Raw genomic sequence first — 24,017 nt, 5'->3', positions numbered from 1 at the left:
TCTCTCCCGAACCGGGCAGCCCGCTGGCTGCAAAAACAGTGGTGGTCAGGGTACCGCTCCCCTCCCCCATGTCAAATCGGTGAACGCCAGAAATGACAACGCCCGGCACAGGCAGGGCGTTGTTTCAAAGCGAGGCTGACTTAGCAGACCAGGCTCAGGGCATCGCGGGCGATGACCAGCTCTTCGTTGGTCGGGATCACCATGGCGCAACGGCTGTCGGCGGTGGTGATGCGACCTTCGCCACCCAGTACGGCAGCGTTGTTGGCCTCTTTGTCCACCTTGAAGCCGAACAGGGCCAGACGGTTCAGCACCATCTCGCGCACCATGGCGGCGTTCTCACCGATACCACCGGTAAAGACCACGGCGTCCAGACGACCGTCCATCGCAGCGGCATAGGCGCCGACATACTTGGCCACACGGTAGGTGAAGACATCCAGCGCGCGCTTGGCACCGGCGTCGGTGGCGTAGTTGGTGGTGACGTAGCGGCAGTCGCTGCTCGCTTCGGTCATCCCCAGCAGACCGGACTCACGGGTCAGGGTGTGGTTGATCTGCTCAACGCTGTAACCGAGCTGGTCGTGCATGAAGAAGACCACGGCCGGATCGATATCACCGGAGCGGGTACCCATCGCCAGACCTTCCAGCGGAGTCAGACCCATGGAGGTGTCAACGGATTCGCCGTTCTTGATGGCGCAGACAGAGGCACCGTTACCCAGGTGGCAGTTGATGATGTTCAGCTCATTCAACGGCTTGCCCAGCTCTTTCGCGGCTTCTTCCGCGATGTAGCGGTGAGAAGTACCGTGGGCACCGTAACGACGGATGCCGTGTTCGCGGTAGAGCTTGTGCGGCAGCGCATAGAGGTAGGCCTCTTGCGGCAGGGTCTGGTGGAACGCGGTGTCGAAGACGGCCACGTTCTTCTCGGACAGCTGCGGGAACACTTTCAGCGCGGCGCGAATACCGATGAGGTGGGCCGGGTTGTGCAGCGGGGCGAACGGAATGGCGGCTTCGATACCGGCGATCACGCCGTCATCGATACGCACGGAGCGAGAGAACTGCTCGCCACCGTGTACGATTCGGTGACCGATGGCCACCAGTTGCTCGGCAAGAGTCGGATCCTGCGGCAGGATGTGACCCACGATATGGTCGAGGGCCTCCTGGTGAGCGGCACCCGCTCCCAGCATGGCTTCGCCCTTGACCCCGTGGAGTTTCCATTTGATACGTGCATCATCCAGATTGAAGCATTCGGCCAGGCCGGACAGCATGTCCTCACCTGTTTCGGCGTCCATTACGGCAAATTTCAGGGAAGAGCTACCGCAGTTAAGGATCAATACCAACTTGCTCATTTTCTACATCTTCCTGTGCTTCGGCTTTATGCCGACAGTGTCGTGTCATCCAAAAGAGGATGGGATTCCCCTGCCGGGGGCTTATGGTCGCAGGAGGGTGCGTCCAATTTTTCAATTCTTGCTCTTGAAAGAGTGATCGCAACTTGTGGTGCGTATCACTGGTTTCAATGCTTGCGAGTCTCAACGCATCAACTGCGCAGGGCTCGCCTCAATGGGAATGCTCAGGCGATAGCCAGCAGATCCTTGTGTACCTTGACCACCAGCTTCTTCACCTTGGCGGGCTGGTTGAAGGTACAGAGCGGGCGGTGCAGCTCGCCCGGCCAGAAGATGGCGAAATCGCCTGGTTGCAGCGCCAGATAGCTGGTCTGCTCGTCCTCGACAAACCAGAGGTCGGGATGGAGATGGTCGGCGCCGTCGCTCACGTAGTCGTGGGGGCCCACACCTATCCACTCTTCACCGCGCAGCAGCAACTGGATATCGAGATACTGCTGATGGAATTCGCCACGGCGATCCGCGGCTGGCTCGGTCAGATCTTCGCTCACCAGACAGAACAGGTTGAGACCATCGATCTCGGTCTTGCCGAGCGGAGCGTCACCCCAGTGCGCTACGCTCTTCACCACCTCAGCCATGATGCGGGCCAGCGGGGCGGGCAGCGGCGTCCGCTGCAGGGTGTTCAGGCTACCGGTGATCATGGCGTCTGTTTCCTGTTAGGTATATCTGGGCGGCATCTTTGCCCGCCAATGAAAAAGGACCTGTGACAGGTCCTTCAATAATGCCGTCTGCAATCCGTGCAAACCGGTTTAGAGCTTTTGCTCATGTTCAGCTATATGGGCACTGTTACACACTCGTCAGCACCTTGCCAAGAGACATAATCCCATTTTCATAGTGATCGTACCAGCTGAAACCATATTATTCACCACCCTTTCCCCCTCGACTTTGACCAGACGCAAAAACGGGCGCATCAGCGCCCGTTTTTTTCGCAAAACCGTTTAACAACCGGTTTCATTCAAGCCTTTTTGGCGTTTTCCACCGGTTTGGCGTACATGGCACGCCAGATCGCCTTGTGCTCTTCCGGCACCTCTGACTGACGGGTCAGGAAGGCCGCCTGCTCGATGGTATTGGCCTTGCCGGAGACATCTGCCGCCAGATAGTTGCTGGGGAACAAGTGGTAACTGCTCCAGATCGCCTTGTCGATCAGCGCGGCCAGTTCGTCCGGATCGCTGAAGCCCTCGGTGATCGGCGCGCCGAAGGAGACGTGTACCCGCCCCTTCATGCCGACGATACCGGCGACGATACTCTCGATATCCTCGAACTCGCCCTTCTCGTAGCTGCCGTTGACCGACTTCTCGTAGAGCTCGCGCGCCTTCGCCTTGTCGGTGGGGTCGAGCTCATAGCTGATGCTGACCGGCACGATATTGAGGCTGCGCATGTAGTCGACGAAGTCGATCTTCTGCTTCTTGCCGTCGACGTAGAACATCTTGAGGATGGCGGGATCTGTCTTGTCATCGCCATTCTTGGCGCGCCCTTCCTTCTGGGCGATCCAGATGGAGTGACCTTCGTGAACCGAGTTGCCAATATAGGCAGACAGCTCGCCGAGCGCCTTCATCATCTCCCGCGGCCCCTTGGCGGAGCGTTTGACGATAAAGCTCTTGTTGAGCTTCATCAGCTCGGTGGCGCAGGGTTTGCGCAGCAGGTTGTCACCGATGGCGATGCGCACGGTATCGAAACCGTGGGTGTGCAGTCCCCAGTTGACGAACGCCGGATCCATGGCGATGTCTCTGTGGTTGGAGACAAACAGATAGCCCTGCTCTTTCTTAAGATGCTCGATCCCGGAGAAGGTCACCCCCTTGGTGGAGGTGGCGATCATGCGGGACATATACCGGGTGACCCCCATCTGGACCTGATGCACTGTGGTCACTTTTGACCATTTGCGGCGCAGGAACAGGCGGATCATCGGGCGGATGGCCCAACCCAGCCCGCTCATCAGGGAACCGAAACGATACTTGGCGATGGCGCCGATAAATTCATCATCCTGGATCAGCCGTTCGATGGCTGCCGGCACTTCTTCATCGCGGTAGGGGCGAATATCCGCGAATCTATCTACTTCAGTCACAATGTCAGCCTTGCATGCTAGGAAACCGCAGCCAACCCGCGTTGGCCGGGGAAAATTCAAGGCGCAATTTTACACGCTTTTATGGCAAGGGGTATGAGACAAGCATGAATAGTGAGATCTGACCAGTTTATTAATCGGATGCCAGTGCCAGCGCGACCGCCGCTTCGGCATGAATGGCGGTGGTGTCGTAGAGCGGCACCGCCGCTTGGGCATCCCCCACCAGCAGGGCAATCTCGGTGCAGCCGAGGATCACCGCCTCGGCACCCGCGGCTGCCAGCCCCTCGATAATCGCCAGATACTCGGCCCGCGACGATGCACGGATCTCCCCCAAACAGAGCTCGTCATAGATGATCCTGTGTACCCGCTCCCGCCCGGCCTCATCGGGTACCAGCACCGCCAACCCGAAGCGCTCCTGCAAGCGCCCCTTGTAAAAATCCTGCTCCATGGTGAAGCGGGTGCCGAGCAGGCCGACCCGGGTTATCCCGTCCGCCTGCAATTTGGCCGCGGTGGCATCGGCAATATGGAGCAGCGGAATATCGATGGCCGCCTCAATCTCGGGGGCAACCTTGTGCATGGTGTTGGTGCCGATCAGCAAGAAATCGGCGCCGCCATCCTGCAACTTGCGCGCCTCCGCCGCCAGCAGGCGGGCGGTAGCGGGCCAGTCACCGGCATGCTGCAACCGCTCGATACCGGCAAAGTCGACGCTATTGAGCAGCACCCGCGCCGAGTGCAAACCGCCAAGCTGCGCCCGCACCCCGCGATTGAGCGCCTGATAGTAACTGACGGTGGACTCCCAGCTCATGCCACCCAGCAGACCGATACATTTCATATGAACTCCTTTCATCCCAAGGGAGGGCAGAACCACGCCACCTTGCAGGCAAGGCCCCGCAGGGCCAACAAGACAGCCGGTAAAGGCCCGGGTCAACCCCGGACTAAATCCAGATCATCCCGACACAGGCGGCCGTCGCCAGCCCCATGCCCAGATTGAAACGCCGCCAACCCCGGGCGGTGCGAATGATTTGCCGCACCTGGGCACCAAAAAGCACCCAGAACGCCCCGGTGTAGAGGCCGGTAATAAAGAAGATCACCAACACCCAGAGCGCGGAGGGCCAGTAAGCCTCCCCCGCCAGGGTGAAACCGCTGATGGCGGAGAGCGCCATCATCCACGCCTTGGGGTTGAGCAGTTGCAGCATGGCCCCCTGATGGGCGGGAATGAGCGGCCGGTTGCCCTCGGCCGGGCCGCTGGCGGTCGCCACCTTCCACGCCAGCCAGAGCAGATACGCCGAACCGATAAGCTTGAGGCCATCGTGCAGCAGCGGCACCTTCTCGAACACCACGCCAAGCCCCAGCGCGGTGGCGAGGATCATCAGATTGATCCCCCCCACCACTCCCACCAGCAGCGGCAGCGTGCGGCGAAATCCCTGCGCCGCCCCGGCGCTGGTGAGCAGCATATTGTTGGGCCCCGGCGTGCCGCAGGTAACCAGGGCAAACCCCGCCAGGGGCAGTAACCAGTTCAGATCCATCTCAACCTCTTGTCGATACAACGCGCCCGTTATGGGGAAAGCCTTCTAATATGCAGAGCCAGCCCCGTGGCGACAAGTCAGAAATGCCTCTTTCCAGGCCACCTCCCCCATCAGCGCAGCACGGCTCAATACCAGAGCATGACTACGCAGAGCGCCGTCAGCAGACCGAGAGAACCGTTGAGTCGGCGCCAGCCCCGATCCGAGCTGATCCAGTTGCTCAGCTGATGGCCGAACAGTACCCAGACAAAGCAGACCGGCAGGGCCACCAGCACAAACATGACCATCACCGCCAGCTGACTCGACCAGTAACTGGCGCCGGGCAGGCTGAACAGACTGATGGCGGAGATCCCCATCATCCACGCCTTGGGATTGAGAAACTGAAAGCCCAGCCCCTCCAGCATGGTTAGCGGGCGGGCCTTCCGGGCCGGATCCCCCGGCGCCCCGGCCACCGCGATACGCCACGCCAGCCACAGCAGATAGAGGCTACCGAAGATCTGCAAACCGAGCCGCAGCAGGGGCCAACGCTCGAACAGGGGATAGAGCCCCAGCGCCAGCACCAGCTGCAACACCGGCTGCCCCAGCCCCACCCCGAGCAGATGTGGCAGGGTGCGACGCACCCCGAAGTTGGCGCCGGAGGCCGTCAGCATCAGGTTGTTGGGCCCCGGCGTACCGCAGGTGAGTACGGCAAAACCGAACAGGGTGACATACCACTCCATCGTCATATTGTGACTCCTTGCTTGCCACATTGTATCGATACAATGCGTGCTATTTGGTTGTTATCAGGTTGAAATTCACGCTATATTGACAACAAATTTTGATCAATGGATTTATTGTCACCATGACAATCTGGGCGCCCAACCTTACGGCCTTCGATGGCCCCCTCTACCTCAAGCTGGTCAAAGCTATCGAACAGGGGATCGCGAATGGCGAGCTGCCACCGCAGACCCGATTGCCCACCCACCGATCCCTGGCGGATCGTCTGGGTGTCACCGTTGGCACCGTCACTCGCGCCTACAGCGAGGCGGAGCGGCGCGGCCTGCTGGCCGCCCGGGTGGGCCACGGCACCTGGGTCAAGGGAGCGAACACAGATCCCGCCAATGAGTGGGTGATCCGCCAGGAGGAGGGGCACCGCATCGAGCTGTGGCAGAACCTGCCGGTGCAGCTGGATCGGGCGGCCATCATTCGCCCCATGCTGGGGGAAGTGGCGGACGGGGATCTCAACGCCCTGCTCGGCTACGACAAGGAGGCGGGACGACCGGATCAGCGCCAGCAGTTCGTCAACTGGCTGGCTGAGCAAGGGGTGGCCTGCAGTGAGGATCGCCTGATGTTCAGCCACGGCGCCCAGCACGGCATCATGCTGGCGCTGCTGGCTACCAATTGCGTGGGGGAGACCATCCTGTGCGAGGGGCTGAGCTACCCCGGTATGCTGGGCAATGCCCGCCAGCTGAAGAATCAGGTGGTGGGACTGGCGATGGACGAGGAGGGGCTGCTGCCCGAGGCGCTGGACGCCGCCTGCCGCACCCGCCGGGCCAAGCTGCTCTACCTCACCCCGACCCTGCAAAACCCCACCACCGCCATCATGAGTCTGGCGCGGCGGGAGGCCATCATCGCCATCGCCCGTCGCCACGATCTGCTGATCATCGAGGATGACGTCAACGGTCTGCTGCCCCAGCAACCTGTGATCCCTCTGGTCAATCTGGCGCCGGAGCGGGTCATCTATCTGGGCAGTCTGGCCAAGATCGCTTGCGGCGGCCTGCGGGTGGGCTTCGTGCTGACGCCCCCTGCCCTGCGCAGCGCCTTCGCCCAGACCATGCGGCTGTCGAGCTGGATGGTGAGCCCGCTGCTGATCGAGCTCGCCTGCAAAATGGTCAGTCAGCGCCAGATCATGCCGCTGGTCGAGCAGCAGCGGGAGATCCTCAAGCGCCGTGGCGAACTGCTGCGCCACCTGCTGCCCGCCGCCCGCTGGCAGCCGGGCAGCATGCACGCCTGGCTGCCGCTGCCGGAGCCCTGGCGCAGCCAGCAGTTTGCTGCCGCCGCCGATGCCCTTGACGTTGGCGTGGCGAGCGGGGAACACTTCGCCGCCGGTCAGTTTGCCGCTCCACAGGGGGTGCGCCTGAGCCTGAGCCAACCCGCCACCGACGCCCGAGTCGGCGAAGGGCTGGCCCGTCTGGCCCAACTGCTGCAGGGGACGCCCCCCAGCAATCCCCTGCTATAGTCAGGGCCAACCGACCTGACCTTCACGCTTCATCGTCATAGCCAAGGAGATGCCGTGCCCCCCATCAGAGCCGCCCTGCTGTTTGCCACCCTGTTGCTGGGTGGCTGCGCCTCGTCAACGACCCACCAGCAGCTGGGGGCGGCACTCAATGGACTGGAAGGGGAGTTGCAACGACTGGAAGAGGAGCTGGCGGCGATGAACGGCCTGCACTATCAAAAGGCGATCGATGCGCCGCTCAGTTTGCGCCGTGCACTCGGGGCGCCGCAGCCCACGCCAGAGGGGCTGGTGCCGGTGACCTGCAAACTGGAGGATGGGCCACTCCTGCGCTATCAATACCGACTGCCAGCGGGGATGGCGAGTCTGCCCCAGGACAACCTCTGCCAGCGCTACGAGTTCGAGCTGCGCCATCTGGGCCGCCTCGGCAAACTGGAATTAAGCTGGCTGGGGGAACAGGGCAAGGGGTCGCGGCTGATCCGCCAGAGCGATTGCCCCTTCGGGACGCAGATCCGCCCTCGGCAATAACAGGTTGCCGCCCTGAGAGATGGCATAACCGATTGAAATAACAGCCCATAGTGCGCCCTCCAGCACCCTGCTGGCTACTGTCAGCTTTTCACTCAGCGAGTGCTGTGCCTATGTTCCTCTTGGGTCTACCATAATCAACCTAATGGTTTGCTCACAGGAAGTACCTGCATGACGATACTGCTGCTCGAAGAGGATCCCCTGCTCCGTAGCGCCATCACCCGGAAACTGACCGAACAGGGGATGCCCGCCGACCGGATCCACTACCACAGCCATCCAAACCACGAGCGCAGCGGCCTGCTGGCTCTGCTGCAACAGCACGCCTTCGACGCCATCATCTGTCAGCAGGACAAGCAGCAGGATCTTGACGGAACCCGGCTGCTGCACGAAGCGCACTATCTCGGCCTGCTGCAACCCGGTTGCGTATTGCTGCTGCTCGATGCCGATCAGAATGAGCAGGAGTTTCTCCCCTCGGATCTCTACTTCTCCCTCTATCTGCCCCTCCCCTTCATGACCCAGCAGCTCACCGCGGTGCTCGGCCAGCTGGTGAAGTTAAGCAACCTGACCCGCACGCTGGCCGCCCCCATTCTGCTGCGGGAGTGGCAACTGGCTACTGCCCTCTGTGAAGACCTGCTGTTTCAACGGGAGAATCGCTCGCTGACCCCCTGGCTGGATCGGCTCAAAGGCTATCTGCTGCTGCAATCAGCCGAGCAGATCACTGCCGCCCAGCACTATGCCCTCTGTGCCAACGAATATCAGGCGAGCTGGCCAAGGGCCGGGCTCTTCTACGCCATGCTGGGGCTCGGCAAATTACAAAGCGCCCGGACCGACTTGCAGCGCCATCAGGCCAGCGTCTCGATGGCCACCCGGCTGGAGCTGCAACTCGCCAGCCAGCTGCATCAGCATCACTGGCTGGCGGCGTGGGAGACCATGGGAGAGCTGCTGCAGATCCGCCCCCATCAGCCGCGCTGGCATCAGCTGGCGATGTTGCTCGGGCTGGTGCTGCAAGATGAGGAGAAGGTGCTGGAGCAGGCCAACAGCCTGACCCTGCGCCACTTCAGCGAGCAGCGCGTCCGGCTCGCCATCGACAGCTTCATGCTCAATGCCAGTCTGGCGGTGCTGTGGCACGCCCCTTCCAGCAACCGGATCCGCTCCCTGCAACAGGAGTGGGAGCACCTCAAGCGCACCGTCCACCTGCAACCCCACGAATATGAGCTGCTGCAGGCGTTGATGCTGGGGCTGGATTACCGCTTCGACGAGGCGTTGATCCTGATTGCGTACCACCAGCCGGATGAGGGGAGCGACAACCACCTCACCCTGCTGCTCGGCTTTGCGGTCAGCCAGTTCTGCGGTTTGCCCCACCACGCCCAGCGCTACCTGATCCAGCTGACCCAATACCGCGTCAGGGTGGCGCCCCACCCGCTCACCCGCCAGCTGTTCCACCATCTGGTGGCCGAGCTAGGCCAGCGTCTGACGGCGAGAGAGCTGAGGCTGGGCGAACTGCGCCAGCTGCGCCACAAGGCGATGCAGGCCAGCCAGTATCAGACAGCCCTGCAAGCGGGCTTGCAATTGCTGGAGGAGTTCCCCGCCCTGCCGGGCGATGCCTAGCAACTGCTGGAGCTGCTGCAACACTGCTGGCCTGCGGGTATGGCCGCTCCCAGGGTGGCGCTGCTGGTCGATACCCTGGAACGGCGCCTCAAGCACAGCCCCGCGTTTCTCGATCAGCATGCCCAGCAGTACCAGCGCACCCTGCAGGAGATACGTACCCACCTGCAGCCACACCTCTCCGGCAGCGGCCCCTCCTGTCTTGTCGCAGGGCAGCCCGAGCCGTGATGATGCAGACGGCGTGCAAACCGGCATTGTTGGCAAAGCCAATATAGAGAGAGGGGAGCCTTGGCTCCCCTCTCTCTATTTGTTCTCTGTCAGCTGATGGTGATGAGCGTTGGGCTCAAACCAGCGCGTCACTCTCCAGCGCAGCCTTGAGAAAATCTTTCCAGCTGATAATGCCGACCAGGGCGCCATTCTCCAGCACCGGCAGGCAGGAGACCCCCTTCTCCAGCATCAGTTTGACGCCATCGCGCACGGTGAGATGGGGGGCAATGGTAACGGGTTGGCGGCTCATGATCTGATGGGCCCGCTTGTTGAGGGTTTCGGTATCGCGGCTCATCTCGGCTTCGGAGTCGAGATAGGGGCTGATGGCGCGGAACAGATCCCGATCCGAGATGACCCCCACCAGCTCCTCATCTTCCAGCACCAGCAGGTGGCGAAAGTGTGCCTGCTCGAAGATATCCCTGATGACGCGGAGTCGATCATCCATTGAAACGGTGGCGACCCGGGTCGTCATAATATCCCTGATATGCATGCTAACCTCCCGTAACCAAACTGGTTTCTCTGTTATGGCATGTTTTTGCAGCGCCAGCCAGTGGCCAGCCCTTCGCTACAGTGCAAATCAGCGTCATTTCACGTAAGATCCGCGCCAGTTTTTCTCCTCCATTTTGAGCAAGCAGATCCCACCCATGATAGTTGCCAGTCAAATCGAACTGATCCGCGGCGGCCGCAAGCTGCTGGACAACGCCTCCGCCACCATTCACCCCGGCCACAAAGTGGGCCTGGTGGGCAAAAACGGCTGTGGCAAGTCCACCTTTTTTGCACTGGTACGGGGCGAGCTGGCCATCGACAGCGGCACCTTCAGCCTGCCCGCTGGCTGGCAGATCGCAGGCGTCGCGCAGGAGACCCCGGCGCTCGACTGCTCGGCGCTCGAGTACGTGATCGACGGCGACAAGGAGTTCCGCTCGCTGGAAGCCCTGCTGGTGCAAGCCGAGCAGGATGACAATGGTCTGCTGGTGGCCGAGCTGCACAGCAAGCTCGACACCATCGGCGCCTACAGCATTCGCGCCCGCGCCGCCGAGCTGCTGCACGGCCTCGGTTTCAGCGACGAGCAGTTGAGCTCGCCGGTGCGCAGCTTCTCCGGTGGCTGGCGCATGCGCCTCAACCTCGCCCAGGCGCTGCTCTGCCGCTCCGATCTGCTGCTGCTCGATGAACCGACCAACCACCTAGATCTCGATGCGGTGATCTGGCTGGAGAAGTGGCTCAAGGGCTATCAGGGCACGCTGGTGCTCATCTCTCACGACCGCGATTTCCTCGATTCGGTCATCAGCCGCATCATCCATATCGAGAACGGCAAGCTCAACGAATACACCGGCGGCTACTCCGACTTCGAACTGCAGCGCGCCGAACAGCTGGCCCAGCAGCAGTCGATGTACGAGAAGCAGCAGCGGGAGATGTCCCACATGCAGGCGTATGTGGACCGCTTCCGCTACAAGGCCTCCAAAGCCCGTCAGGCACAGAGCCGCCTGAAAGCGATGGAGCGGATGGAGAAGATCCTCCCCGCCCACGCCGACTCGGAATTCAGCTTCGAGTTTCGCGAGCCGTCGGCCCTACCGACACCACTGATCGCCATGGAGAACCTCTCTGCCGGTTACGGCGACAAGGTGATCCTGGAGAAGATCAAACTCAATCTGGTACCGGGTTCGCGCATCGGTCTGCTCGGTCGCAACGGCGCCGGTAAATCGACCTTTATCAAGATGCTGTCGGGCTCCAACCCGCCGCTATCCGGCAAGCTCGAAGTGAGCGCCGGGGTGAGCATCGGCTACTTCGCCCAGCATCAGCTGGAGACCCTGCGTCTCGATGACTCCCCGCTCGATCATCTGGTGCGCCTCGCGCCGGACAAGACCGAGCAGGAGCTGCGCAACTATCTGGGCAGCTTCGGTTTTCACGGTGACAAGGCGCTCGACAAGGTGGCCCCCTTCTCCGGCGGCGAAAAAGCGCGGCTGGTGCTGGCGCTGATCACCTGGCAAAAGCCGAACCTCTTGCTACTGGATGAACCGACCAACCACCTGGATCTGGAGATGCGCCACGCCCTGACCATGGCGCTGCAAGGCTTCGAAGGGGCCATGGTAGTGGTCTCCCACGACCGTCACCTGCTGCGCACCACCACAGATGACTTCTATCTGGTGCACGGTGGCCGGGTCGAACCGTTCGACGGCGATCTGGACGACTACCACAAGTGGCTCGGCGAGCAGGAGAAAGAGGCCAACGCCAAACCGGCCGATGGCCCCGTCTCTGCCAACTCGGCGGTGGCGCGCAAGGATCAGAAGCGGCGCGAGGCGGAATTCCGCCAGCAAACCCGTCCGCTGCGCCAGAAGCTCGAAAAGCTCGAAGTGAGCATGGAGAAGCTGCAGGGCAAGCTGGCCGACATCGAGAGCCAACTGGCCGACCCCGCCATCTACGAAGAGAGCGCCAAGAACAAGCTCTCCGAACTGCTCAAATCCCAGGGCCCCCTCAAGGAGCAGCTGGAAGAGGTGGAGCTGGAGTGGATGAGCCTCAGTGAGGAGCTGGAAACCATGGAGCAGGCCTTCTTTGCGTGACGAACAGCTGATGGCCAGCGAGCGGGTCGCGGTCCACGAATTGCCGACGCCAATCGGCTTCTGGCACTGGAGCGGCAAGGTCTATGGTGAGCGCAGCCAGGATTGGCTCACCGTGCAGGAGCAGGGGGGCAACGTCAATCTGGCGCTGCTGCTGCACCGGCTCGATCAACTCGGCATCGTAGTCGATCTCACCGACCTGCAACCGGCGCTGGTGCAGACCGAGGCGGTGCTGACCCCGTGGCGCGCCCTGCGCCAGAGCGCCAAGACGCGACTCGACGAGCAGCAGTATCAGTCGATGCTGGCCCACGAACTGGAGCTGGAGCGGCTGCAACAGGGCGTCCTGTTGCAGACCCTGCGCAGCCTCTCCCTGTTTCGCGGCAACAGCCGCAATTTGTTGAACTATCTATCGTTACTGGGGGCCCAGCAGGGCCCCCTCAGAGATCTAATATGCTGAGCTATCGCCACGCCTTTCACGCCGGCAACCATGCCGACGTGCTGAAACACGCCGTTCAGGCTCTGATCATCGAGTCCCTCAAGAAGAAGGAGAAACCCTTCATCGTGCTGGACACCCATGCCGGTGGCGGTCTCTACGACCTGCGCGGCGACTGGTCCCAGAAAAAGGCCGAGTATGCCGACGGCATCGGCCGCCTGTGGGACGAGCGGGCCCAGTGGTCTGCCATGGCCCCCTATCTCGGCGTCATCGAAGAGATGAACCAGAACGGCGAGCTGCACTACTACCCCGGCTCGCCGGAGCTGTCGCGTCGCCTCACCCGCGAGCAGGACAAGCTGGCGCTGATGGAGCTGCACAACAACGAGGTCGAAGATCTGCGCGCCAACATGGGTTATGACCCTCGCGTCGCCGTACACCACCGTGATGGCTTCGAGGGGCTGATCGCCCTGCTGCCACCGACCCCGCGCCGCGGGCTGGTGCTGATCGACCCGCCCTATGAGCTCAAAGAAGATTACTTCGCCGTGGTCGATACCCTGAAAAAGGCGCAGAAACGCTGGGCGACCGGCATCTACGCCCTCTGGTATCCCATCCTTGGGCAGGAGGCGGACAAATCCCGCGATATGCTGCGCGCCATCAAGCGGGAAAACTTCGGCAACGTGCTGGTGGCCGAGCTGGAAGTGGCCGGTCAGACTGCCGACTGGGGCATGAACGGCTCAGGCATGCTGATCATCAGCCCGCCCTGGATGCTGGACGAGCAGATTGAAGCCTTCCTGAAACCGCTGTGCGCCAAGCTGGCGCAGGGCGCCGGCGCCCAATACAAGGTCGAGTGGCTCAACAAGGTCGAAGAGTAAGCCCGCACCAGCCCGCTCCGGCGCCCGGTCAAGGCGCCAGCAAGTCGCTCACCCAAGCCGTTCACAGTGACGGCATGGCCAGCAAAGAGAAGCCCCGTTCAGGGGCTTCTTGTTTTTTACCCGCTACCGCTTTACCCACCAACCCTTTTCCCGACTAACTGTTTCCTCACCAATGGCGGCCACGCATCCCGCCTGCACACCAGATCAGTCGTTATTGACTAATTAGCCGATCCAGATCAGAAATCGGCCATCTGGCCCTTTTCCTCCGCCTACCCGCCGCTAATATACCCGATTGGCAACAAAGCCTCGTAGGAGTCACCCCATGAGCCATGCCAGCCACATCCCATTGGTTAAACGCAGCAGACTGGAGGCTGTAATTCAGGGGCGGTAGCCATGCCGGATGGAATGGATAAGCGAGAGTTGCCTACGACCCACTCAACATGGTGACGGCCCCATTTTTATTTCTGACCTGCTCATGCTGGCGTGATCTGGCGGCGCTTTCCAAGAGTGCCCTAAGTACTGATTTTTCATACCGTAGTAACGGTGGCGCAAAAAGAGGAAGTCAAGCGAATACGCTCAGCATGCGAAGAAAGCTGATGACGTTATGATTTAATGATTATTTTTACTTGGCGGCAGTGAAAATGTTACGGAGTTATATGGAATGCTCTGCTAACGGATTAGTGCCGCCTTCCATCTAATCACTGTTAGGCCAGACAGGCACATAGCACCGAGCAAAGGAATTAAATTTGAGCATCGAATTTTTAGAGAGTGATTTCGATAAGGTCAGCTATCTTGTGAACCTTTTGACCTCTAGGGCTACTGGGTTGGCGGCTGACTCGCGAGAGTTTGAGCTCTTGCGCCATGAATTGTTAAGCAATCCCGATGTTTCTCCTTTTCTTCCTCAATGGTTAAAGCAACACAGAAACCTGGACACTTTCTGGGGGTTCATCAAGCAAAAGTTCGGGACATATGCTGAGCGAAGAACATATCTATCTGAGGAGTTTACCCCGGTTCTAGATATGCTTGAGTTTGGCCAGCCAGCTCAGCCGACCTCGCAAGGTGGATCGTTTCAGAATCCGTCACCAAGCAAGCCAAAGGTCGTGGCAAGAAATAAGCGAAAGGTGTTTATTGTTCATGGGCGAGATAATGAAGCGAAGCAAGAGGTCAGCCGGTTTATTGAAAAGCTGGGTCTTGAAGCAATTATCTTGCATGAACAAGCCAGCGCCGGCATGACGATTATTGAAAAAATTGAACACTATTCCAATGATGCGGATTTTGCGCTTGTGCTTTACACAGCTTGTGATCACGGGCGCGGCGTCCATGAATCGAATGTTAGTCCTAAAAATAGAGCGCGACAAAACGTTGTATTTGAGCATGGCTACCTTATGGCAAAGCTGGGCAGAGAAAACGTATGCTCGCTTGTGAAGGGGGATATTGAGACACCGAATGATATAAGTGGTGTTGTATACGTCACCTTAGATTCATTCGGTGCATGGAAAACCGAAGTAGCAAAAGAACTAAAGGCCTGTGGCTATGCAATCAATAGTCTCATTTAGCAAGCATATAAGGCCTAACAAACGCAGGCACAGCGACGGCTTTTTCGTTGCGGCTGCGCCTTCACTACAAAGCCGCGCGAGCTGTGGGCGTTATAAATTTAGGAGCAAGAATGGCGTTTGAAGATATCAATATCATTGGTTCAGAATGGATACATGAGAATGGTTTTAAAATTCTCGATGTAGAGGAATCCCATGCCTTAATCATGGCTGCCGGATACCTAAAACATAATTCACTTGAGGGGGTTTACTTTCGAGGACAGAGTACTCTATACCCTGAACTACGCCCCACATTATATCGAGGAATTGACTCTGATAGCGCAAAATACAACCGTGAAAGCAGAATGAACTCTAAGATCAACGAATATCGTGAAGTATGTAGTGCATTTTCAAAGTTCGAAGATTATGCCGCTGAACCATTGTTACAGCACTATGGATTAAAGACTACTTGGTTAGACATAGTTGATAATATTTGGGTTGCATTATGGTTTGCATGCTACGAAGCAAAATGTACTCGTGATGGTCACTTTTTACACTTCCAAAAGCGAGTTGTGAATGAGGTTAATAAATACGCATACATTTATCTTATTGGTGCAGACTTGGAATATCGTAAGAAAAGTAAGCCTGGTTATTGGCACGGCCAGAGCACTGAATTAGTTGACCTGAGGATCGCTGCACCTTCTTATTTTCTGCGCCCTCACGCTCAACATGGTTTATTGTTCAGATGTAAAGGTGTTGAAGGAGCAGGGCGACCACTTGATTACTCAAGACAAATTCGCGGTGTTGTTAGAATTCCGCTAGAAAAAGCTTTTGATTGGTTAGGCAATGGACATACGGTAGGCATTCACTCTTTGTTCCCACCTGCATTCTATGACAATGGATATAAAATTCTACTCCAGTCAGGTGTAACATTTTACCCTCGTGATAAAGAGATCGGCGTTGTGCATACGGTGGGAGCCTAATTTATGGCCCCAAATCTGGGACACCCACCTTTTTGAGCAAGGCATAGCATAGCCCGAACCCAAAAGATGGGTGACCAAGGTCTTCTGCTCACCGAGTTCAAAAGCAAAAGCCCCATCACGGGGCTTTTTCTATTGGTGCGGCCGGTGTGTGCGGCAGCCTGAACCTGCGCGCCCTATGAACGGGCGGGCAGATCCTGTTTCAGCGCAACCAGCAACAGGGCCAGCAGGCCAAAAGGCGGAAACAGGCAGAGCAGGGAGCAGATAAGGGTGATCAGCACCGGATGCTCGCTCTTGCGGCGCGCCAGGCGATGAGGCCGACGATGACCATCAGCAACGCAATGAACTGGCCAAGCAGGGTGGCATTGATATTCATGAAAGATCCTTTTTCATGGGCAAGTGTGAAGAAGCTGTACTTTATCGCCTTGGTTGCGATTGGCAACCGCTGAAGCGCACCGGCCACTCGCCCGTTGATAGGTTCTCTCTATCTCGGCAATAGATGAGAATAGTTTTCATTTAATCTCATTTCGGCGGATACTCTCATCATCAATAGAGGGAGCCGCCATCATGAAAAAGACCATCAGCTTTGCCATCCTGCACTTCGGTGTCGCCTTTACCGTGGCCTACCTGCTGACCGGTGAGCTGCTGACCGCCAGCCTGATCGCCCTGATCGAGCCTGCCGTCAACACGGTCGCCTTCTACTTTCATGACCTTGGCTGGCACAAGCTCAAGCCAAAGCACAGCCTGCAGGCCAAGACCAGCAGCTTCGCGGTGGTCCACTTCTCGGTGGCCTTCGGGGTTGCCTTCCTGCTGAGCGGCGAGCTGCTCACCGGCGGCGTGATGGCGATGATCGAACCGGCCATCAACACCGTGGTGTTCTTCTTCCACGAGCGGCTGTGGCGCGCCCGCAGTCAGCAACTGGCGCTGGCCTGATCAACCGGGCAAGCCGCCTCCCCCTCTATCGCGGCCACAAAAAACCCGACATTCCAGCCAGGAGTGTCGGGATTTTCCGTTTGGCAACCATTCAGCAGTGCAAGTGCGCACAGATCCCCTGCTGCATTGCCCTGTAGAGTGTGCTGTAGTAGGCAGATATGCCCTCTTCATTGCTGGAATCTATCGATGAACAAGACCTTGCTTGCCACCCTGCTGTTTGCTCCTCTGCTGGCCAGCGCCGCAACCCCCTCCTTTGACTGCACCAAAGCCTCCGGGTCGGTCGAAACCCTGATCTGCAAGGATGCCGGACTGGCCGCCCTTGATAACGAACTGGCCGCCCTCTATCCCAAGGCGATTGCTGCGCTCTCTCCCGAACAGCTCAAGACCGAGCGCGCCATGCAGCGCGGCTGGATCAAGGGTCGCAACGACTGCTGGAAGGGACAGGATCTGCGCCAGTGTGTGGAGGATAACTACCTGCTGCGGATCACCGAACTGCAGATCAGCGGCGGCCAGCTGATGGTGCCGGCACCGGTCAACTACAAGTGCGGCAAGAACGTCACTCTCTCCACCTACTTCTATAACGATGCCAAGCTGCCCGCCGCGGTGATCAACCTGAGCGAGGGCGACAAGCAGCAACAAGTGCTCGCCTATGAAGCCCCCAGCGCCAGCGGCGCCCGTTATGAAGGGCAAAACCTCACCTTCTTCACCAAGGGGGACGACGCCACGCTGGAGCGTTACGGCCAGCCAACCCTCACCTGCATGGAAAATCCGACCAAGGGCTGAGGCTCATAGGGGCGGCTCGTCTTGCCGCCCCCACCTTGACTAGATGGCGATATCCAGCGGTTTTCCTTCCCGCACAATCCGCAACTTGAGCGACCCCGGCTTGCTGGTGCTGAGCAGTTCACGCACCTTGTCAATCTCGAGGGGACGATAAGCCACCCCGTTGATCTGTTCCAGAATGTCGCCGTTGGCCAGACCATAGGGGGCAAGATCCCGTTCGTCGCTGTAGTAGACCTGCAGATGCTCGCCATCAAAGCGCACCCCGATATTGCGCAGGACTGGCGGCACTTTGCGCGCCAGGCTGTCAGCGTCGTAGCAGAGCATCATCCGCCCGGGCATGATCGCAAAGCGATTGAAGCGGTTAACAAAATCCAGCCCCAGACCATACTGCTCATTGCTGTTTTCCGACACGCGCAGCTCACCGAGCTGGCGCTCATCAAAGTGCAGGCCGGTGAGGATATGTTCACGCCCCTCCACCATACCGCTGGCGTCCACCCCTTTGCGTGGCATCGCATCTTCGCCAGAGATCGCCTTCTGGCTCGCCATAAAGTCGATAAAGGCATGGTCGGCATAGCTCTGATCGGCCCCGGTATCCAGATACATGCGCACGCTGCTCTCACCGTGGGTCAGATACACTGCCGGGGAGCGGTTGTAGCTGTCTTCATAGCCGATGCAACGCTCGAACGTGGCTGCCGACGGTGCCGTCAGCGAAGCCGTGAGCTGATGCCTGTCGCGATCAAACACCCAGTTGAAACGGCGGATGGTGTCGATCCCGAGGATGCCATCGATACGGCTGCCGAGAGACTGGGAGAAAAGATCGAAATCAATAGTTGCCCACAGATCGCTGTCATCAATGGTGACCGACCCCAGCGAGAAGGGCTGCGGCTCAACAAAGCCAAGCTGCTCGCTGCCCAGTTGGCTCGAAACGCTGTTCACACTGGCAAAATCAGCCTGATAGGCCCTGGGCAATTCGCTTAAGGTCAGCGCCTTGAAGCGGCTGGCCAGACGACGATCGATAAAGGTGATACTGGCCCCGGTATCGAGCAAAAACTGGTACTGCTCACCTGCGATGGTGACGGGGATCAGGGGGGCGCTTTCGTAATGCACTGTCAGCACCGGGCCGGGTGCATTGCGCTTGGTGGATGAATCCGGGGCTGTGCAGCCTTGGACGACGAACAGGGCCAACATGGCCAGCGCCACTTTGAACTGCGACTTCATAACTCTCCTTCCCGATAGCAGATGCCCCCGCGACGCCACCACATAATGCTATCTTGTTGATTTATAGATAAATAAGCTATTTCAGCGGGGGGGTACGGACAATAACAAAGAGTTTTATGCTGGTTCAAGCCAGATATGACCATGAATATTCTATGGTGATAGTTCAAGAATGGTTGTTCACGCTATCTCAGCGCGTCATCAATCGTGGGTGACATTTGATTAATTTATTGATCTTGCACAGAAAATCTCAATATTGAGCTTTCTCTACACAGCGCCATGGTTAATATTGCCATTTGGCAACACTTGCCTCGTCGGAGTCTCCCATGAGCCATGCCAACCCCATCCCGTTGGTGAAACGCAGCAAACTGGAGGCTGAAATTCAGGGGCGGTAGCCATGCCGGATGGAATGGATAAGCGAGAGCTGCCCACCACGACCGACTCAACATGGTGACAGCCTTATGTTCATTTCTAAGCTGTTCACGCAAGCGTGATTTGGCGGCGCTTTCCAAGAGTGCTCTGAACACTGTTTTTTCACACAGCAGTAACGGTGGCGAAAAAAGAGGAAATCAAGCGAATACACCTATTACGAAAAGTAAGCTGGTAACATTATGATGTAATGATACTTTTAACTCGACGGCGGTGAAGATGCTACGGAGTTATATGGAATTCTCTGCTAACGGATTAGTACCGCCTTCCATCTAATCACTGTTAGCACTCAAGAGGAGATATAAGTTAGGTGTTCACAAAAAAAGAAATAAAAAACATTGTCGAAAAAGCTACAAATCATTGGTTGTTTCCGGATTTCACCAACAAACTGACGTGGTTCGTGGCAACCCTTGGTGGCACTGTGTTAGCAACACCAACAGCGTTTAAAGAAATTTTCTATAATTTCTTAGTAGATACATTCAATCTAAATGGTGGGGAGTATTTCACTCTTGCAGAATTACAATCAAGTTCTGTCGAGCCGCTTGCTGGGTTAGGTTTGATTGTATTCGCATTAATCCACAATTTGGTAAATAAATTTTTTGTATACAAATCATCAGAGTTTGCTCTCGAAGACAGTAAGCAACTCAGGCAAGTTGATGTAGATTTATTCAACCGGTTTCTAACCGATTTTCCATCGGATGGATACTCAGTTCCATTTTTAAGAGATCATGATTTAGGTGACTCTTATCATGACAATAGCTTGAGAGACATTAATAAATTTGTTGATCAGTGGAACAATGTGGAGCATCACTTTTTGAACGAAGAGATCGAAGCAAAACGTTCCGAACTATGGAAAAAGTGTCATTCATTTGTTCATCAACTAGCTTTGAGTTCATACGACTTGAATGGTGGCCCTTTGTTTTCATGTGTCCCAGACGCCTATAGGGGAGCTTGGGATTATCCAGCACATGTTGATAAACAACTCCGAGAGCTTAATGAAATGGCAAAAGAGTGTCATGAGTTACACCAAAAATTTGTTCTCTTTACTCGCCGGAAGTTAAAGTGCTAACAAGCACTTCAAGAGGGACAGCCAACGCACGGCGTTCCAGTCCCAATGAGCCGCAGTTGTGACGGTTGTTGTGTTTGGTGTTATGTGTTGTCAGCCCCTTAGACGGGCATTATACATTTTTAAAGGAGTCATGAGTGGCAAGCTCAGGAACATATTATTTAGGTCGAGTATTGAAACTTGGCACTCTCGATCAAGAAAAATTAATGAATGCAATCAAAGAGCCGGTTTCCGTATCTTATAGAGATTCATCTTGGACATTCATTGACGTCCAAGAAGTTAAATACAACGGGGAGCATTATATTTTTGGTCGCCTAAGCAAATACAAGCCGTTAGGTGAGGTAACTGTGGTAGATACTCATCGAAGAACAGAAGAAACACAAATTGAACCTAACTTGAAAGTTGCTTCTAGCCCCTTTGTATATATACCATCCCATTCAGGCATTGCGTTTCTTAATGTCTATAACCACATAGAACAAAAAGCTTTTGTTAATCGTTTCTGTTCTATTATCGAAGAAACTCATCAACGTTTTTTCGTTGATTGTGACATTGAGTTGGTCTCAGACTTACGTTCTTTTGCTGCAAAAGTGTCATCATTGGATGGTATCTATCATGTTAATGCAAAAATATCTCCTCCAAATCCAATGTTTGGCTGCCTTTGGGCTGAGCTAAAGGACTACCTAATCAAGCGAAATACTGACCGTATGACTATCGTCGAAGATGCTCCAGAAAGTGAGCCGCTAAATACAGATCTGCCATATCACATTGAAAAAGCGGCAAACCAGACAGCAGATAAACAATATGTATCAGAAGAGCCTCTTCCGATCGGTGACGCTGCGATACTGATGGCAGCTGATGGCTATGGTCATGGAACAGTTAAGGGGAAAAGAGACAATGAAGTTATAACCATTAAAACATCCGAGACTGTAAAAAATTTTTCCTTCGATAAAAACCCAGAGCCAGATGCCCTCTATCGCAAAGCTCTTGGAATATTTGATGAAATCAAAGAAAAAAGGCATTTGGGTCACTAATGAATAGAATTATAGATATTTTACGCTTTACTATTATATCACCGGAGTTTGTTGTTATTCTCATAACTGCTGCAATTACATATAGTTATCCGGAGGTGTTTATACTTATAGGAGGAAAACTTAAAAGTAATGCTGAACTCTGGAAGTTTATCCCCTCACTTCCAGTCATCTTTACTGGAGTGACCTTTCAAGTGGCTCAAAAAGTTAATGCACCATTAGAAAATATGTCCAACAAGAAACTTTACGAATGGATCTCATTCCATAAGATCTCTGATCGTATAATAGCATCTTACTTAATTTGTATACTGTGTTGCACCGCTAGTTTAACAATTTGGTTCTTCATATCTGATTTGAGTGAGTTAATGTTAGGCTCAATACTATTGAGCTCAATCCTCATCTCTGGATTAACTACGTTCCAAATTATCTTAGCAGCTCAAAAAATCAGGCAAATAATAGAACAATACACATAAAATTAATAATAACCAGTTTAAGAGTGACCCGCAACGCATGGCATATTTACTATGAGTTGTGTTTAGCCCGTAGGTTCGATTAGCGAAGCGTAATCGGACATTCGCGAAAACAATATTTCTTGATAGTACCAGTTTTCTTTGAGACCGACTTTTATACGGTCATTTTATCCACCTGTAGCTTTGCTTGCGTAACACCCTCCAAGGAGATAAATGAAGCCTGACTTAACCGGCACTCGGATTGTACTGCGCACCATTGGCCCGCAGGATGCCGCCGATCTGTTCGAGATTTATGGCAATCCGCTGACCATGGAGTTTGCCTCTGATCCCTGCTTTACCTCTCCCGCCATGGTGGCGCAGATGATGGCGAGCGTAGTGCGGCTGGAGCAAACGGGTGAGTCGCTGGAGTGGGCGATTGTCGAGCGGAAGAGCAATAAGGTGATCGGCACCTGCGGGCTGCACAGTTTCAGCGAGGCGGGCCACAGCTGCGAGGTAGGTTGCCTGCTCAATGCGGCTTATTGGCACAGAGGGTTTATGTCGGAAGCGCTGGGATTGCTGTTCGCCCACGCCAACACGTTGGGAGTCACCTGCCTCACCGCAGATATCGATGCAGATAACGTCCGCTCTATCGCCCTGTTTGAAAAACTGGGCTTCAAGGCGCATGCAGGGCGCTATCAGCGCATGCTCCCCTTTATCTGACCCGACACCAGAGGCACAACGCCCTCGCCTCTCAGGGCGTTGCAGCAAGGAGCAGGCATAAAAAAACCGGAACCCAAGGGTTCCGGTTTTTTTCATTCCAGCCGAGGCTGGCAAACCAGCAAATTAAGCCTGGTTTTTAACTTCTTTCAGACCGCGGAAAGGAGCTTTGGCACCCAGAGCTTCTTCGATACGGATCAGCTGGTTGTACTTGGCAACACGGTCAGAACGGCTCATGGAACCGGTCTTGATCTGGCCAGCAGCGGTACCAACAGCCAGGTCGGCGATGGTCGCGTCTTCGGTCTCACCGGAGCGGTGGGAGATGACGGCAGTGTAGCCAGCGTCTTTGGCCATCTTGATGGCAGCCAGAGTTTCGGTCAGGGAACCGATCTGGTTGAACTTGATCAGGATGGAGTTGGCGATGCCGTTGTCGATACCGCGCTTCAGGATCTTGGTGTTGGTTACGAACAGGTCGTCACCCACGATCTGGATTTTCTTGCCCAGTTCAGCAGTCTGGTAGGCGAAACCTTCCCAGTCAGATTCGTCCAGGCCATCTTCGATGGAGACGATCGGGAACTTGGTGGTCAGGTCAGCCAGGAAGTCGGAGAAACCGTTGGAGGTGAAGACACGACCTTCGCCTTTCAGGTTGTACTCTTTCTTCTCTGCGTCGTAGAACTCGGAAGCAGCGCAGTCCATAGCCAGGGTGATGTCGGTGCCCAGTTTGTAACCGGCCGCGGCAACGGCTTCAGCGATAACTTCCAGCGCTTCGGCGTTGGATTTCAGGTTCGGAGCGAAACCACCTTCGTCACCAACTGCAGTGTTGTAGCCCTTGGACTTCAGCACTTTGGCCAGGTTGTGGAACACTTCTGCGCCCATGCGAACGGCTTCTTTCAGGGTCTTGGCGCCAACCGGCTGGATCATGAACTCCTGGATGTCGACGTTGTTGTCGGCGTGCTCACCACCGTTGATGATGTTCATCATCGGCAGCGGCATGGAGTAAACACCCGGGGTGCCGTTCAGCTCGGCGATGTGGGCGTACAGCGGCATGCCTTTGGCAGCAGCGGCAGCTTTGGCGTTAGCCAGGGAAACAGCCAGGATGGCGTTGGCGCCGAACTTGGATTTGTTCTCGGTACCGTCGAGGTCGATCATGATCTGGTCGACAGTGGCCTGGTCCTTGGCATCTTTACCCAGCAGAGCTTGAGCGATCGGGCCGTTTACGGCTTCAATGGCTTTCAGCACGCCTTTACCCAGGAAACGGCTCTTGTCGCCGTCACGCAGTTCCAGCGCTTCGCGGGAACCGGTGGACGCGCCAGACGGAGCGGCTGCCATACCAACAAAACCACCTTCCAGGTGAACTTCGGCCTCAACGGTCGGGTTACCACGGGAGTCGATGATTTCACGACCGATCACTTTAACGATCTTGGACATGTGTATTTCCTCAGGTTTCGT

At 56.5% G+C, this 24,017-nt stretch carries 21 protein-coding genes and 2 pseudogenes; 13 read left to right on the top strand and 10 right to left on the bottom strand.

The genetic code is table 11. From position 1 onward, the window contains the following. Positions 1-140: 140 nt before the first annotated feature. The 6 genes from ACTG19_RS17035 to ACTG19_RS17010 all read right to left on the bottom strand — a co-directional run bounded on the left by ACTG19_RS17035 (position 141) and on the right by ACTG19_RS17010 (position 5,698). Entirely contained in the window at positions 141-1,340 is a 1,200-nt protein-coding gene (locus tag ACTG19_RS17035; RefSeq protein ID WP_005354534.1) for an acetate kinase, read from the bottom strand. A 221-nt stretch (positions 1,341-1,561) separates the two neighbouring features. Continuing rightward, positions 1,562-2,032, bottom strand: coding sequence for a YhcH/YjgK/YiaL family protein (locus tag ACTG19_RS17030; RefSeq protein WP_368158374.1), 471 nt, complete (start codon positions 2,030-2,032; stop codon positions 1,562-1,564). A gap of 314 nt (positions 2,033-2,346) precedes the next feature. After that, entirely contained in the window at positions 2,347-3,453 is a 1,107-nt protein-coding gene (locus tag ACTG19_RS17025; protein ID WP_439989308.1) for a 1-acyl-sn-glycerol-3-phosphate acyltransferase, read from the bottom strand. A gap of 130 nt (positions 3,454-3,583) precedes the next feature. Beyond that, positions 3,584-4,282, bottom strand: coding sequence for an aspartate/glutamate racemase family protein (locus tag ACTG19_RS17020; protein WP_439989307.1), 699 nt, complete (start codon positions 4,280-4,282; stop codon positions 3,584-3,586). A 103-nt stretch (positions 4,283-4,385) separates the two neighbouring features. Continuing rightward, positions 4,386-4,976 (bottom strand): LysE family translocator, encoded by a 591-nt coding sequence (locus ACTG19_RS17015; RefSeq protein ID WP_075112494.1) that lies wholly within the window; start codon positions 4,974-4,976, stop codon positions 4,386-4,388. Positions 4,977-5,101: 125 nt separating this feature from the next. Further along, the gene (locus tag ACTG19_RS17010) at positions 5,102-5,698 is read right to left on the bottom strand and encodes a LysE family translocator (RefSeq protein ID WP_115523076.1); all 597 of its coding nucleotides are present in this window, start codon (positions 5,696-5,698) and stop codon (positions 5,102-5,104) included. A 116-nt stretch (positions 5,699-5,814) separates the two neighbouring features. Between ACTG19_RS17010 and ACTG19_RS17005 the strand changes: the two genes are divergently transcribed. The 3 genes and pseudogenes from ACTG19_RS17005 (at position 5,815) to ACTG19_RS16995 (ending at position 9,543) form a co-directional block, all read left to right on the top strand. Beyond that, positions 5,815-7,191, top strand: coding sequence for a PLP-dependent aminotransferase family protein (locus ACTG19_RS17005; protein WP_429066964.1), 1,377 nt, complete (start codon positions 5,815-5,817; stop codon positions 7,189-7,191). A gap of 54 nt (positions 7,192-7,245) precedes the next feature. Then, on the top strand, positions 7,246-7,713 hold the full coding sequence (locus tag ACTG19_RS17000) for a hypothetical protein (RefSeq protein WP_047439451.1): 468 nt from the start codon (positions 7,246-7,248) through the stop codon (positions 7,711-7,713). Between the two features lie 168 nt (positions 7,714-7,881). Beyond that, positions 7,882-9,543: pseudogene (locus ACTG19_RS16995) on the top strand (hypothetical protein). A gap of 115 nt (positions 9,544-9,658) precedes the next feature. On the opposite strand, the gene ACTG19_RS16990 reads toward ACTG19_RS16995, so the two are convergent. Then, the gene (locus ACTG19_RS16990; protein ID WP_439989306.1) at positions 9,659-10,072 is read right to left on the bottom strand and encodes a CBS domain-containing protein; all 414 of its coding nucleotides are present in this window, start codon (positions 10,070-10,072) and stop codon (positions 9,659-9,661) included. A 154-nt stretch (positions 10,073-10,226) separates the two neighbouring features. On the opposite strand from ACTG19_RS16990, the gene ACTG19_RS16985 reads away from it, so the two are divergent. The 5 genes from ACTG19_RS16985 (at position 10,227) to ACTG19_RS16965 (ending at position 15,954) form a co-directional block, all read left to right on the top strand. After that, positions 10,227-12,137, top strand: coding sequence for an ABC transporter ATP-binding protein (locus ACTG19_RS16985; RefSeq protein ID WP_439989305.1), 1,911 nt, complete (start codon positions 10,227-10,229; stop codon positions 12,135-12,137). Next, a complete protein-coding gene (locus ACTG19_RS16980; protein ID WP_005343337.1) occupies positions 12,130-12,591 on the top strand; it encodes a DUF2390 domain-containing protein in 462 nt (153 codons plus the stop codon). Before ACTG19_RS16985 ends, ACTG19_RS16980 begins: the two co-directional genes overlap by 8 nt. Further along, on the top strand, positions 12,585-13,439 hold the full coding sequence (locus tag ACTG19_RS16975; RefSeq protein WP_043821648.1) for a 23S rRNA (adenine(2030)-N(6))-methyltransferase RlmJ: 855 nt from the start codon (positions 12,585-12,587) through the stop codon (positions 13,437-13,439). Before ACTG19_RS16980 ends, ACTG19_RS16975 begins: the two co-directional genes overlap by 7 nt. A gap of 746 nt (positions 13,440-14,185) precedes the next feature. Beyond that, a complete protein-coding gene (locus ACTG19_RS16970) occupies positions 14,186-14,995 on the top strand; it encodes a TIR domain-containing protein (protein WP_439989303.1) in 810 nt (269 codons plus the stop codon). Between the two features lie 110 nt (positions 14,996-15,105). Beyond that, on the top strand, positions 15,106-15,954 hold the full coding sequence (locus ACTG19_RS16965; RefSeq protein ID WP_439989302.1) for an FRG domain-containing protein: 849 nt from the start codon (positions 15,106-15,108) through the stop codon (positions 15,952-15,954). 173 nt (positions 15,955-16,127) lie between these two features. Here ACTG19_RS16965 and ACTG19_RS16960 read toward each other — a convergent pair. Continuing rightward, a pseudogene (locus ACTG19_RS16960) lies at positions 16,128-16,327 on the bottom strand (hypothetical protein). A 191-nt stretch (positions 16,328-16,518) separates the two neighbouring features. Between ACTG19_RS16960 and ACTG19_RS16955 the strand changes: the two are divergent. Further along, complete coding sequence (locus ACTG19_RS16955; RefSeq protein WP_005343334.1) at positions 16,519-16,884, top strand: DUF2061 domain-containing protein; 366 nt, start codon at positions 16,519-16,521, stop codon at positions 16,882-16,884. 186 nt (positions 16,885-17,070) lie between these two features. Beyond that, a complete protein-coding gene (locus ACTG19_RS16950) occupies positions 17,071-17,667 on the top strand; it encodes an MliC family protein (protein WP_127006138.1) in 597 nt (198 codons plus the stop codon). Between the two features lie 39 nt (positions 17,668-17,706). On the opposite strand, the gene ACTG19_RS16945 is transcribed toward ACTG19_RS16950, so the two are convergent. Further along, positions 17,707-18,882: an aspartyl protease family protein gene (locus tag ACTG19_RS16945; RefSeq protein WP_439989301.1), complete on the bottom strand. Its 1,176-nt coding sequence runs from the start codon at positions 18,880-18,882 to the stop codon at positions 17,707-17,709. A gap of 736 nt (positions 18,883-19,618) precedes the next feature. On the opposite strand from ACTG19_RS16945, the gene ACTG19_RS16940 reads away from it, so the two are divergent. From ACTG19_RS16940 to ACTG19_RS16930, 3 genes are all read left to right on the top strand, one after another. Then, positions 19,619-20,377, top strand: coding sequence for a hypothetical protein (locus ACTG19_RS16940; RefSeq protein WP_088868525.1), 759 nt, complete (start codon positions 19,619-19,621; stop codon positions 20,375-20,377). A 134-nt stretch (positions 20,378-20,511) separates the two neighbouring features. Beyond that, positions 20,512-21,405 carry a hypothetical protein gene (locus ACTG19_RS16935; RefSeq protein WP_204787757.1) on the top strand — a complete coding sequence of 298 codons (894 nt, stop codon included), beginning with the start codon at positions 20,512-20,514 and terminating at the stop codon, positions 21,403-21,405. A 680-nt stretch (positions 21,406-22,085) separates the two neighbouring features. Then, the gene (locus ACTG19_RS16930; RefSeq protein ID WP_088868522.1) at positions 22,086-22,571 is read left to right on the top strand and encodes a GNAT family N-acetyltransferase; all 486 of its coding nucleotides are present in this window, start codon (positions 22,086-22,088) and stop codon (positions 22,569-22,571) included. A 123-nt stretch (positions 22,572-22,694) separates the two neighbouring features. Here the strand turns inward: ACTG19_RS16930 and eno are convergent, their stop codons facing one another. Continuing rightward, positions 22,695-23,996: a phosphopyruvate hydratase gene (gene eno, locus ACTG19_RS16925; protein ID WP_005335583.1), complete on the bottom strand. Its 1,302-nt coding sequence runs from the start codon at positions 23,994-23,996 to the stop codon at positions 22,695-22,697. Positions 23,997-24,017: the final 21 nt, after the last annotated feature.

Origin of the sequence: Aeromonas sp. 3P (assembly GCF_051919745.1) — a bacterium.
Lineage (GTDB): Bacteria > Pseudomonadota > Gammaproteobacteria > Enterobacterales > Aeromonadaceae > Aeromonas > Aeromonas veronii.
The sequence above is the reverse complement of the archived record's forward strand: the minus strand, read 5'-3'. Positions and strand labels throughout refer to the sequence as shown.